Source organism: Bergeriella denitrificans NBRC 102155 (genome assembly GCF_001592185.1).
GTDB lineage: Bacteria > Pseudomonadota > Gammaproteobacteria > Burkholderiales > Neisseriaceae > Neisseria > Neisseria denitrificans.
The window spans coordinates 1-10,896 of sequence record NZ_BCWL01000052.1 but is presented as its reverse complement, the minus strand read 5'-3'; the positions used below and the strand labels follow the sequence as shown (position 1 = coordinate 10,896).

General features: G+C 52.1%; 15 protein-coding genes, 1 tRNA gene and 1 pseudogene. 14 read left to right on the top strand and 3 right to left on the bottom strand.

All coding sequences use genetic code 11. From position 1 onward, the window contains the following. Nucleotides 1-158: 158 nt before the first annotated feature. A complete protein-coding gene (locus BDE01S_RS04645) occupies nucleotides 159-641 on the top strand; it encodes an Lrp/AsnC family transcriptional regulator (protein WP_066077956.1) in 483 nt (160 codons plus the stop codon). A 272-nt stretch (nucleotides 642-913) separates the two neighbouring features. Here the strand turns inward: BDE01S_RS04645 and hisD are convergent, their stop codons facing one another. From hisD to BDE01S_RS04630, 3 genes are all read right to left on the bottom strand, one after another. After that, nucleotides 914-2,206, bottom strand: coding sequence for a histidinol dehydrogenase (gene hisD, locus BDE01S_RS04640; protein ID WP_066077953.1), 1,293 nt, complete (start codon nucleotides 2,204-2,206; stop codon nucleotides 914-916). Nucleotides 2,207-2,302: 96 nt separating this feature from the next. Beyond that, entirely contained in the window at nucleotides 2,303-2,962 is a 660-nt protein-coding gene (hisG, locus tag BDE01S_RS04635) for an ATP phosphoribosyltransferase (RefSeq protein ID WP_066077950.1), read from the bottom strand. Between the two features lie 134 nt (nucleotides 2,963-3,096). After that, the gene (locus tag BDE01S_RS04630; protein ID WP_066077947.1) at nucleotides 3,097-3,741 is read right to left on the bottom strand and encodes an SCO family protein; all 645 of its coding nucleotides are present in this window, start codon (nucleotides 3,739-3,741) and stop codon (nucleotides 3,097-3,099) included. Nucleotides 3,742-4,044: 303 nt separating this feature from the next. Here BDE01S_RS04630 and BDE01S_RS04625 point away from each other — a divergent pair. From BDE01S_RS04625 to BDE01S_RS11280, 13 genes and pseudogenes are all read left to right on the top strand, one after another. Further along, nucleotides 4,045-4,129, top strand: a tRNA-Leu gene (locus tag BDE01S_RS04625). Between the two features lie 197 nt (nucleotides 4,130-4,326). After that, nucleotides 4,327-5,538, top strand: coding sequence for a tyrosine-type recombinase/integrase (locus tag BDE01S_RS04620; RefSeq protein ID WP_066077944.1), 1,212 nt, complete (start codon nucleotides 4,327-4,329; stop codon nucleotides 5,536-5,538). 541 nt (nucleotides 5,539-6,079) lie between these two features. Continuing rightward, a pseudogene (locus tag BDE01S_RS11670) lies at nucleotides 6,080-6,265 on the top strand (type II toxin-antitoxin system RelE/ParE family toxin); the annotation flags it as partial. Continuing rightward, entirely contained in the window at nucleotides 6,258-6,578 is a 321-nt protein-coding gene (locus tag BDE01S_RS04610) for an addiction module antidote protein (protein ID WP_066077941.1), read from the top strand. The pseudogene BDE01S_RS11670 and the gene BDE01S_RS04610, both read left to right, overlap by 8 nt. 13 nt (nucleotides 6,579-6,591) lie before the next feature. After that, nucleotides 6,592-6,774 (top strand): hypothetical protein, encoded by a 183-nt coding sequence (locus BDE01S_RS04605; protein WP_066077939.1) that lies wholly within the window; start codon nucleotides 6,592-6,594, stop codon nucleotides 6,772-6,774. Nucleotides 6,775-7,027: 253 nt separating this feature from the next. Next, nucleotides 7,028-7,408 (top strand): terminase small subunit, encoded by a 381-nt coding sequence (locus BDE01S_RS04600; RefSeq protein ID WP_066077936.1) that lies wholly within the window; start codon nucleotides 7,028-7,030, stop codon nucleotides 7,406-7,408. Next, the gene (locus BDE01S_RS11775) at nucleotides 7,353-7,628 is read left to right on the top strand and encodes a helix-turn-helix domain-containing protein (protein ID WP_082790418.1); all 276 of its coding nucleotides are present in this window, start codon (nucleotides 7,353-7,355) and stop codon (nucleotides 7,626-7,628) included. Before BDE01S_RS04600 ends, BDE01S_RS11775 begins: the two co-directional genes overlap by 56 nt. Next, nucleotides 7,625-7,918, top strand: coding sequence for a helix-turn-helix domain-containing protein (locus tag BDE01S_RS04595; protein WP_066077933.1), 294 nt, complete (start codon nucleotides 7,625-7,627; stop codon nucleotides 7,916-7,918). Before BDE01S_RS11775 ends, BDE01S_RS04595 begins: the two co-directional genes overlap by 4 nt. A gap of 251 nt (nucleotides 7,919-8,169) precedes the next feature. Further along, a complete protein-coding gene (locus BDE01S_RS04590; RefSeq protein WP_066077930.1) occupies nucleotides 8,170-8,451 on the top strand; it encodes an ADP-ribosyl-(dinitrogen reductase) hydrolase in 282 nt (93 codons plus the stop codon). Between the two features lie 4 nt (nucleotides 8,452-8,455). Then, nucleotides 8,456-8,773, top strand: coding sequence for a hypothetical protein (locus BDE01S_RS04585; protein WP_066077926.1), 318 nt, complete (start codon nucleotides 8,456-8,458; stop codon nucleotides 8,771-8,773). 272 nt (nucleotides 8,774-9,045) lie between these two features. Then, nucleotides 9,046-10,116 (top strand): ATP-binding protein, encoded by a 1,071-nt coding sequence (locus BDE01S_RS04580; protein ID WP_066077924.1) that lies wholly within the window; start codon nucleotides 9,046-9,048, stop codon nucleotides 10,114-10,116. An 87-nt stretch (nucleotides 10,117-10,203) separates the two neighbouring features. Continuing rightward, on the top strand, nucleotides 10,204-10,575 hold the full coding sequence (locus BDE01S_RS04575; RefSeq protein WP_066077921.1) for a hypothetical protein: 372 nt from the start codon (nucleotides 10,204-10,206) through the stop codon (nucleotides 10,573-10,575). A 60-nt stretch (nucleotides 10,576-10,635) separates the two neighbouring features. Next, a partial coding sequence (locus BDE01S_RS11280; RefSeq protein WP_169798083.1) for an IS1/IS1595 family N-terminal zinc-binding domain-containing protein occupies nucleotides 10,636-10,896 on the top strand: 261 nt, incomplete at its 3' end.

Below are 10,896 nucleotides of genomic sequence, written 5' to 3'. Positions count from 1 at the left end.
ACTAAGCTGCTGAAGCAGCAAGTCCGCCGATTCGTACTATTTGTACTGTCTTCGGCTCGCCGCCTTGTATCAGAATTTACTCACCGACTATGCCGAAACCGCACCGGCCGCGTTAAAGGCCGCCATAAATCCAACCGCCGCATCAAGGGAGCTACGGCATGACTCAGATTACTTTGGACAAAACCGATCTCAAAATCCTGCAGGTATTACAAGAAAACGGACGGCTGACCAACGTCGAGCTGTCCGAGCGCGTCGCCCTGTCGCCCTCGCCCTGCCTGCGCCGCCTCAAGCAGCTGGAAGACGCGGGCATTATCCGCAAATACGCCGCGCTGCTCTCGCCCGTAGAGGTCGAGCTCGGCCTGCAGGCCTTTATCCGCGTGTCCATCAGCAAGGCCAAAGATGCACGCGAAGCCTTTTCCAACGCCGTGCAAACCTGGCCGGAAGTGTTGAGCTGCTTTGCGCTGACGGGCGAAACGGATTATCTCTTGCACGCGTTTTTTACCGATATGAACGCGTTTTCGCATTTTGTATTAGACACCCTGCTCTCGCATCAGGGCGTGCAGGATGCCCAGTCGAGCTTTGTATTGAAAGAAATCAAAAACACCACCGCCCTGCCGCTGGCGCATTTGCAGAAAGAGTAAGCGCGGGTAGGAATGCCTAAAAAACCAAAAGCCGTCTGAAATTTTCAGACGGCTTTTGGTTTACCCATCGGGCAATCCGACACGCATACGGGCTTGGCGGGGAAGTGGGCGCTTGGCAGCTATTGCATTGAAAAAATATGGTTAAATTCCTAAGAAAACAAAACGAAATACGCCGGATTAGGAACGAATACCGGTACCGTGTCGAGAAACAGCCGTCATTAGCTTCGCAAGTCCGCTACAATCAGACAGTGCGTATTCACCCCCGCCCCGCTTCAATCCTTCAAGCGGAATTCCGCTGCGCGGGCGTGGGCGGTCAGCATTTCGCCGTGCGCCAGAATGCTGGCGGTTTTGCCCAATTTTTGCGCGCCCGCTTCGGACACCTGAATCAGGCTGGAGCGTTTTTGGAAGTCGTAAGTGCCCAGCGGCGAGGAGAAGCGGGCGGTGCGGCTGGTCGGCAACACATGGTTGGGGCCGGCGCAGTAGTCGCCGAGGCTTTCGCTGGTATATTTGCCCATGAAAATCGCGCCGGCATGGCGGATTTTTTCCGCCCACACCTGCGGGTTTTCCACCGACAGCTCCAAATGCTCGGGAGCGATGTAGTTGGCGGTGGCACAGGCTTCGTCCAAATCTTTGGCCAGGATAAACGCGCCTCGGTTGCCCAGGCTGGCTTCGATGATGTCGCGGCGGGGCATATCTTGAATCAGTTTGTCCATCGCGGCTTTGACTTCGTCGAGATACGCTTGCGATGTGGCGATGAGAATGGCTTGGGCGATTTCGTCGTGTTCGGCTTGGCTGAACAAGTCCATCGCCACCCATTCCGCCGGCGTGGTGCCATCGGCAATCACCAGGATTTCAGACGGCCCGGCCACCATGTCGATACCGACCACGCCGAACACGCGGCGTTTGGCTGCGGCCACAAAAGCATTGCCCGGGCCGGTGATTTTATCGACCTGCGGCACGGTTTGCGTACCGTAAGCCAAAGCCGCCACGGCTTGCGCGCCGCCGACGGTGAATACTTTGGTTACGCCCGCCACATAAGCCGCAGCCAATACGATGTCGTTGCGTTCGCCTTTCGGGGTCGGCACCACCATGATGATCTCTTCCACACCGGCCACATGCGCGGGCATGGCGTTCATAATCACGCTGCTGGGATAGGCCGCCTTGCCGCCGGGTACATAAATACCGACGCGGTCGAGCGGAGTAATTTTCTGGCCGAGCAGCGTGCCGTCTTCGTCTTCATAGTGCCAAGACTCCATTTTTTGGCGGCGGTGGTAGCTTTCCACGCGGGCGGCGGCGGTTTTCAAAGCCGCCTGCACATCAGCGGGAATGCGCTCGAACGCGGCCTGCAAATCGGCCTGGCTCAAGGTTAAATCAGCAATGGTTTGCGCGGACGTACCGTCGAATTTATTGGTATATTCAATCAAGGCCGCATCGCCGCGCTTTTGCACATCGGCGCAGATGTCGGCCACGATTTGGTCGATTTTCGGGTCTTGGGCGGTTTCAAAAGCCAATAAGGCTTTCAATTCGGTTTGGAAGTCGGGAGATTGGGTGTTGAGGTATTTCATGATGCACCTTGCAGCAGCTTAATCAAATTCGGAAAATGCGGTTTTTCAGACAGCTTGGCTCAGGCAAAACGCATTCACAGGCCGCCTGAAAATGCCTTACGCACCTTCGGCCTGCACCACCCCGGCAAACGCCCGGATAATCGGCTCAATCAGCGCGTGTTTGGTTTTCAGCGCGGCTTTGTTGACCACGAGGCGGCTGGAAATATCGACGATGTGTTCCACCGCCTCCAAATCGTTGGCTTTCAGGGTATTGCCGGTGGAGACCAAATCGACAATGGCATCGCTCAAGCCCACCAGCGGCGCCAGCTCCATCGAACCGTAGAGTTTGATGATGTCGACGTGCACGCCTTTGGCGGCAAAATGCTCGGCGGCGATATCGGGATATTTGGTGGCAATCCGCAGGCGGCTGCCGGGCTGGGACGCGGCGGCATAGTCAAAACCTTTGCGCACGGCCACCATCATGCGGCATTGGGCGATTTGCAAATCCAGCGGCTGGTAAAGGCCGTCGCCGCCGTGTTCGATTAAGACATCTTTACCCGCAATGCCGAAATCGGCCGCGCCGTATTGCACATAAGTCGGCACATCGGTCGCGCGTACAATCACCAGCCGGATATTGTCGTGGTTGGTGCCGATAATCAGCTTGCGCGATTTTTCCGGCTCTTCCGCCGGCACAATGCCCGCAGCAGCCAGCAGCGGCAGGGTTTCTTCAAAAATACGGCCTTTGGAAAGGGCTATGGTCAAAGATTGGTCGCTCATATTCGCTCTATTCCCTCGCCCGCCTGCCGCCGATACGGCAGCTTCGGGGGCGTGATGATGTTTTTCTGCAAACAGTCTGTCTTCAAGGCAAGCAGGCCGTCTGAAAACCGCGTTTTCAGACGGCCTGCGCGTGACTACAGCAGGGATTTGATATCCGCAGCCACGCTCTCCGGCTCGGTGCCGTAAGGCTCGAAAAAGGCTACTTCGCCGTTTTTATCAATCAGATAAGAGCCGGCGGTATGATCGACCAGATAATTCTCGCTGTCGCCCTGCACCACTTTGGCCGACACCACTTTATACTGCTGCTTCACCACCGGCAGGCTTTGGTCGCCGGTCACGGTCAGGCCGATAAAGCTCGGGTCGAACTGCTTGGCATATTTGCCCACCACTTCCGGCGTATCGCGCTCAGGATCGACGCTGGCAAACACGACTTGTACGTCTTTAGCCTGGTCGCCCAGTTGTTTCAACACATCGCTCTGCGTCAGCAATTCGGTCGGGCAGACATCCGGGCAGTTGGTATAGCCGAAAGACAACACCACCACCTTACCTTTCAAATCGCTCAGATTAAACGGTTTGCCGTCGCCGTCGGTCATCGTGAAATCGCCGCCGATATCTTCCTTACGCATATCGATACCGCGCGATTGGGCCGCAGCCGGTTTCTCCGCAGCAGGCGCAGAAGCCTCGGGCGCGGCCTGCTGATTGCCGCCCTCTTTCGGACCGCACGCTGCCAGCAGCGCAACCGCAAACACACCTAAAAAAGTTTTGCTGAAATTCAACATGAGCATTCCCTATATATCATTGAAATTGGAGATACGGATATCAAAAGCCGATAATGTGCCTATCTTAACGCGTTTGCGCGGCAAAATGTAGTTATTTTTAACTATTCCCCACCAATATTCCGCCAATCCCGCCCGCAGCGCACCCAAGTACCGCCCCGCCCAGCCGTCATACCGCGAAACCGCCCGCACCCGCCATCAACCAAATACGCTTTAAAATCAAAAAAGTAAAAAACAATCGGCAAAATAAACGGAAAAACCCTTTACAAGCCCCGCCATCCCGCTATAATAGCAGCTTCTTCACCTGCCCAGGTGGCGAAATTGGTAGACGCAGGGGACTCAAAATCCCCCGCCGCAAGGTGTGTCGGTTCGAGTCCGACCCTGGGCACCACTAACCGCTTTTGAGCGGTTATTTTTTTGTCCAATACTGTCTAATGCTGTAAACCAAATGCCCGATACATAAGGCTTTCAGCTAATTCCACTCCCTTCTTATCGTCTAACGCTGTTTAATTCCGTATCATTGTATCAACCGCAATCTGGGGGTATTATTGGGGGTATTGGAAAAATACCCATGAAAAATACCCCCAAATGCCGCTAAACGACCGACAGATAAGGAATGCAAAGCCCACCGACAAGCCCTATAAGCTGGCAGACGGCGGCGGCCTGCATTTGGCCGTTACCCCCGCAGGCGGCAAGTTATGGCGGCTGAAATACCGCATGGACGGCAAAGAGAAGCTGCTATCCATCGGCAAATATCCCGCCGTGTCATTGGTAGAAGCCCGAGAAGCCGCCGAGAATGCCCGCCGTGATATAGCGGCAGGCATAGACCCCGCCGCCGCAAAACAGACTGCCAAAAGAGAGCGGCAAGCGGCATTACAGAACACTTTTCCATGCGTTGCCGCTGAATGGTATCAACACCAGCTACCAAGCTGGCAGCCAAGCCATGCCGCCCGCGTATGGGGAATGTTTGAAAAGCTGATACTTCCTGCCATAGGCCGAGAGCCGATAGCAGAAATCAGGGTAAGCCAAATCAAAGCCATGATTGAGAACATAGCGGCAGCGGGGAATTTTGAGACTGCCCGCATTGCTTTACAGCGCACAAAAGCCGTTTTCAACTATGCCGCCCTAACCGAGCGGACGACCAACAACCCCGCCTTGCCGCTTACAGGGCAAATCAAGACCCCGCCCGTGAAGCACATGCCCGCCTTGCCGCAGGGGGAAATCACGGAGTTTTACCGCCGCTTGCTTTCAGACGGCAATATCCGCCACACAACCCGCCTTGCCCTGCTGTTTATCATGTTGACGTTTGTCAGAGCGGGGGAATTGCGCCGCGCCGAATGGGCAGATTTTGACTTTGAAGCGCGTGAATGGCGCATACCTGCCGAAAAGATGAAAATGAAAGCCCCGCATATTGTGCCGTTGGCCGATTGGGCTTTAGAGATACTGGCAGAATTGCAACCGCTTACAGGCCACAGCCGCTATTTATTCCCAGCAGTTGCCGCCCCTGAAAAGCCGATGAGTGAAAACACATTAAGCTATGCAATGGGCAGAATGGGTTACAGCGGCATAGCCACGCCCCACGGCTTCAGAAGCCTTGCAACCGACATACTGAATGAAAACGGCTATCCGCCCGATGTAATCGAGCGGCAGCTTGCCCACGTTGAGCAAAACAAAGTCAGGGCAGCTTACCACCGTACCGAATACCTGCCACAGCGGCATGAGATGATGCAATGGTATAGCGATTATTTGCGGGAGCGATACCGCCAAGCCCTGGCCATGATTGCGGATAAGGCCGTCTGAAAACGCAGTTTCTGCGAAGCTAAAACAGGCGGCTTTTTTCTTTGCCTTAAAAGCAAACGCTAAATGCGTATTAAAAAATACAAAAATAGCGGGAACGCGGGAACAATTAATATATATTATTGATTATATTGAATAAAAGTGTTACCGATGGCGTTCCCGATAGCGTTCCCGCCGAAAAAGAGCGGGAACACTTTTTGACTTAATCCGCGCTTCCATTCTTGGCAGGAAATCAAACATAGCGATTACAGCCCCAAATTTAATGCACAAGGCGCATTTAACCGTCTGCCTATGCCATCGGGCGAAACGCGCTAAAAACGCTGTTTTGCGCTTTGGCTGGTGTGTGGGGTAAAAGGCCGTCTGAATATTGCCCTTGTCAAAGTGATTGACTTTGTATCTATTTGGCTACATAATGACCTCATGAGCTACCAAATCGAAACCACAAACCACTTTGACACTTGGCTTGAAGGCATGAAAGACCTAAGACCTAAAAGCTAAGGCAAAGGTTGTTACGCGCCTAGAACGAGCCGCCCGTGGTAATTTTGGCGACCACAAGACCATTGGCGGCGGCATTAGCGAAATGCGGGTAGATGAGGGCAAGGGTTACCGCCTTTACTACACCATACGCGGCAACGTGATTATTTTCATACTGTTGGGCGGAGACAAATCCACCCAGCAAGCTGATATAGCACGCGCCCGACAAATCAAAGAGGAAACCGAGCATGACTAAAACCACTACCACCGCCCCGTTTGACCCTACCCGCTATTTGAAAACGGAAGCTGATATAGCAGTCTATCTTGAAGTAGCAGCAGAAGAAGCCATAGAAGCAGGCGACAACGACATCTTGCTGCAAGCCATCAACACAGCGGCCAAAGCGCGGGGCATTATGCAAGTAGCCAAAGAAGCGGGCGTATCACGCGAGAGCCTGTATAAATCCCTAGCCCCCAATGCCAAGCCCCGATTTGAGACCATCGCCAAAGTCTTACACGCGCTTGGCGTACAAATGACGTTTACGCCCATCAAGCAGACGGGCGGGCAGTAATTCAGGCCGTGCCATGAAAACCACACAAGAAGCCATGAAACAAGCCTTTGCCAATATGGATATTGATGCCGTGGTGGCGGCTATCATTGCCGATGACCCCGAAGCGGCAGAGTTTGCCGATGATTTGCGGGTATCGTTGCAACAAGTCAAAAATGGAGAGTTTGCCCGCGTTACCGAAATCAACAAGAACTGGTAAACGAATTGCGTCAATAGGCAAACCACGACCCCCGATAAAACCAAACGGCAAAGCCCCGCGCCTTGCCGTTTTTTATATCGTTAAGAAACCTGCCCGCCGTCTGAATATCAGTTGTCAACTTTTACTTGATAACTGAATTTTTCAGGCGGCTTTTTCAGTCCCCCTTAACGTGTCATGAAAATCCCACCCTGTATCACAAAAAGCAATAATTCAGATAAAATCAAAACATCATCAACAAACAGGAAATAATCAAATGGCGCGACCCCGCGAATTAACGGCGGAGCTGATACGGGAAGCATGGGAATATGCACAAGGCGGCTACATCGATAAAGGCGAAACCGTACCGACAACAAGCGGCCTTGCCCTACATCTTGGCAAGAGCAAATCCACCCTGTACCAATGGCAGAGCGATAACCCCGAATTTGCCGACATCATGGAAGCCGTACAAACCCGCCAAGAAGTAACCCTAGTCAATGGCGGCTTGAATGGCGACCTAAACCCCGCCATCACAAAATTAATGCTTGCCAACCACGGCTACAGCGACAAGCAGCAGCTTGAAGTCAACAAGGTAGAGCCGTTTGAAGAATGGTTGCACAAGCGCACCGCTGAAATCGAAGCAGAGCAGGAGCAGTAACATCAACCCCGAACCAATCCGCCGCCGTCTGAATAAGACGCAGGCCGAATTTGCCGAACTGTTGGGCGTTACCCCCGACAAACTGCAAAGATGGGAGCAGGGCAGACGGCCACCCCGCCCGATACAGACCATCTTAAAACTGATTGAGCTGCAACCGTCTTACATACTGCCGATACTGGAAAAGCAGCGGCAAACGAGAACAAGAGAGCCGAAACCATGAGCGCCGATACCGACACCAGCACCAAACCGACAACATTAACCGTTTCCCAAATCCGCCAAGCCACCAAACTATCACACGCCCACAAGCTGCACCGTACCACGCAGGCCGAATTTGCCGAATTGTTGGGCATACCCGCCGCCACCGTGCGCGCATGGGAGCAGGGCGCAAAACAGCCTACCGCCGCCGCCTTAACCCTGCTTCGCTTAGTTGCCAAGCACCCCGATACCGTAGTGCCGCAGCTTGAAGACATGGCCGCCAAGCGGGCAGCCAAACAGCAAAAGGCCGTATGAAAATGCCCGATAAGACCGAGCCGCCCGAAACAAGGCGGCTTTTTGCTATCCACGTTTTCACCGCCAAATCACCATTGTCGCGCCGCTTCATTCCGCCGATTGCATGGGATTGATTTTGCAAACAGGCAGAAACAGGCAAGTCGGCCGCGCCTTGCTGGTGTTTTTTTTGCACAATCCCGTATCAGAGCAGCCAAGCGCATAGACAAGGCTAAACAAACCCGCTATGATTTGTATATACAGAAAGGGAAGCCATGTTGATTATTTCAGAGGCCGTACAAATCAAATTGACAACGCGGCATAGAGTGAGCGAGACGGAAATATTAGAAGCCTTTGCAAACCGAGATGGCGGCCTATTGGAAGATAACCGAGCCGAAAACCGAACCATACCGCCCACATTATGGTTTATTGCTGAAACGCACAGAGGCCGCCAGTTGAAAATTGTCTTTATCCAAGACAGCGGCAAAATCATCATCAAAACAGCTTACGAGCCAAACCAAGAAGAAATCCGCATTTACGACAAATACAAGGATTAACACCATGACACGCCAAGACGAATTACACAAAGACACCGAGCAATGGGAAAACCGTGAGCTAGGCGCAAGCGAAGCACATGTACGCCGCGCAGACGTTAATTTGAATGCCCTTGATGAAGCATTGGGACTGAAACCTATCTCAATCCGTTTACAGCAGGGCATGATTGACGATTTGAAAGCCATTGCCGCGTTTCACGGCATAGGCTACCAGCCGTTAATCAAGCAGGTATTAGCCCGCTTTATTGAGGGAGAACAAAAAAAGCTTGCAAACGAGCTGATACGCGAAGCCCTGAAGCAGCGGGAAAAGAAAGACGCGGCCTAAAGAGATGTAACCATGAAATGCTCCGCATGCGGTGAAGCAGTAACAGATGAAGCAGAAAGCCGCCGCGTTATGGCCGCAATGCTGGCATTTAACAAGAAAGCCGAAACATGGCACAGCGAGCTGCAACCGTGCTAAGCCGTCTGAAACCCAAACACCAGCCCAGCCGCTGGTGTTTTTTTGCGCCTTATACGCCTTTATACACCGATTGTATAATTAGCCATGCCGTGTATAATCATGCATAACCGCATACAACCCGATAAAGCAAAACAAGCATGAAAGACCCCTTATTCTTCCATCGCCGCGACTATGCCGCCAAGCTAATTAACAGCCTGAAAGACGGCATAACACACGCCTTTACCCTGTTTGCCCCGCGCCGCATGGGCAAAACAGAGTTTCTAATCCGCGACATCGTACCGCTGGCAGAGCAGCAGGGCTTCAACGTGTTTTACTTTTCGTTTATGGACAGCGAAAACCCCGCCGCCGATTTCCAGACGGCCTTAACCCGCTTTGCCGCCGACATACAGACAGGCGGCAAAGCCAAGACCCTGATCAGCACCATCAGCAAAATCGACATCATAGGCGTAGCACTAGAGCGCGAAACCGCCTCAGCCCCGCAATACCGCCTATCCGAGCTAATCGGCGCGATTGCCGCCGATAACCGCCCCAGCCTGCTATTGCTTGACGAAGTGCAAGAGCTGGCACGCGGCAGGGATAACGCCCAACTGATTAAATCATTGCGTACAGGCTTAGACATCAACAAAGACCGCATCAAAACCATATTCACAGGCAGCAGCACCAACGGCTTGAGGGCAATGTTCAACGACCACAAAGCCCCGTTTTTCCACTTTGCCCACGCCCTAGACTTTCCCCTGCTTGACCGCGCATTTACCGACTTTTTGGCAGACATCTATCATGAGCGCACAGGCAACAGCCTAGACCATACCGCGCTATACAACCTGTTTGAGCGCATGAAGCACACACCAATGTATATGCGGGCAACCATACAGGACATGATACTTAATCCCGCCCTAAGTCTGGACGAAGCCGCCGCCGCAAGACTGGCGCAAATGCACGAAAACAGCAACCACCCGGCCCAATGGCGCGACCTAAGCGCAATGGAGCGGCTGATACTGCAAGAAGCCGCCAAAGGCAACACCGCCCTATACAGCAGCAGCACCCGCGCGGCATTGGCAAAAAAAGCAGGCATCGACAGCCTGAATACAAGCACCATACAAGGCAATATCCGCAAGCTGGAGCGCAAAGAGCTGTTAACCAAAAGCAACGGCCAATGGGCAATAAACAGCCCGCTGTTTCAAGCATGGATATTGGAGCAGACCGACTAAAGTAAAAACAAAGCCGCCTGAAATCAGCGTTTGCGTTTTCAGACGGCCTACACCAGTCATACCCGCCAATTGGGAGCGTTTTAAAGAATGGACGACCTTTCATTGCTTGATGACTTTGAAGAACAGCCGTCACAACTGGATGATTACACAAATATGCTTTTTGAGGTGCAAAGTTATTGCATTAAGCATAACCGTGCCTTTTGTTTTTACGACTATAACCCGTATCGGCAACAATATTCAGATATGCACTTTGGGAATGTTATTCGCCGTGCTTTGGTTATTTTAAATCGCTATCAGCTATGCGGAAATTTTGAAGAACTCAATCAGGCGGCTGATAATCTGCACTATGCCTTTACACAGGCTTTATCTCTGATTGAAAGCGAGGATGCCGAGCTGGCCGAATGGCTGGAAAGCGAACCAGCAGAATTTTTTAAAGGCTGTGTTTTAAAATGCTGTTGATAGAAGTGCACAGATTTGCTACAATACCCTCTAATTTCAAGCAGTTGGAGAGTATGTATTATGCCACAAATCACTCGAGAAATTGATGTTTTAAAACAGCTTTTTGAAAACCTTTCGGAACAAGATAAACAACAATTTTTACTCGATGTTTCTAAGTCAAAATCGACACTTCAAAAAATTATTCAACCAAGAAAAATTTCTTGTTGTCCGCACTGCCAGTCTAGTCAATTTGTTAAAAACGGAAAAACCGATGGTAATCAACGCTATTTATGCAAAGAATGTGGCAGAACCTTTGTGGAAAGTACGGGCACAATTTTATTT

Excerpts from the sequence above, each read along its gene's own strand:
- BDE01S_RS04610 (WP_066077941.1), top strand. The coding sequence starts at position 6,258 with ATGACTAAAACCACTACCACCGCCCCGTTTGACCCTACCCGCTATTTG.
- BDE01S_RS04595 (WP_066077933.1), top strand. The coding sequence starts at position 7,625 with ATGAGCGCCGATACCGACACCAGCACCAAACCGACAACATTAACCGTT.
- BDE01S_RS04605 (WP_066077939.1), top strand. The coding sequence starts at position 6,592 with ATGAAAACCACACAAGAAGCCATGAAACAAGCCTTTGCCAATATGGAT.
- BDE01S_RS04580 (WP_066077924.1), top strand. The coding sequence starts at position 9,046 with ATGAAAGACCCCTTATTCTTCCATCGCCGCGACTATGCCGCCAAGCTA.
- hisG (WP_066077950.1), bottom strand. The coding sequence starts at position 2,962 with ATGAGCGACCAATCTTTGACCATAGCCCTTTCCAAAGGCCGTATTTTT.
- BDE01S_RS04600 (WP_066077936.1), top strand. The coding sequence starts at position 7,028 with ATGGCGCGACCCCGCGAATTAACGGCGGAGCTGATACGGGAAGCATGG.
- BDE01S_RS04590 (WP_066077930.1), top strand. The coding sequence starts at position 8,170 with ATGTTGATTATTTCAGAGGCCGTACAAATCAAATTGACAACGCGGCAT.
- hisD (WP_066077953.1), bottom strand. The coding sequence starts at position 2,206 with ATGAAATACCTCAACACCCAATCTCCCGACTTCCAAACCGAATTGAAA.
- BDE01S_RS04645 (WP_066077956.1), top strand. The coding sequence starts at position 159 with ATGACTCAGATTACTTTGGACAAAACCGATCTCAAAATCCTGCAGGTA.
- BDE01S_RS04620 (WP_066077944.1), top strand. The coding sequence starts at position 4,327 with ATGCCGCTAAACGACCGACAGATAAGGAATGCAAAGCCCACCGACAAG.
- BDE01S_RS04630 (WP_066077947.1), bottom strand. The coding sequence starts at position 3,741 with ATGTTGAATTTCAGCAAAACTTTTTTAGGTGTGTTTGCGGTTGCGCTG.
- BDE01S_RS04575 (WP_066077921.1), top strand. The coding sequence starts at position 10,204 with ATGGACGACCTTTCATTGCTTGATGACTTTGAAGAACAGCCGTCACAA.
- BDE01S_RS04585 (WP_066077926.1), top strand. The coding sequence starts at position 8,456 with ATGACACGCCAAGACGAATTACACAAAGACACCGAGCAATGGGAAAAC.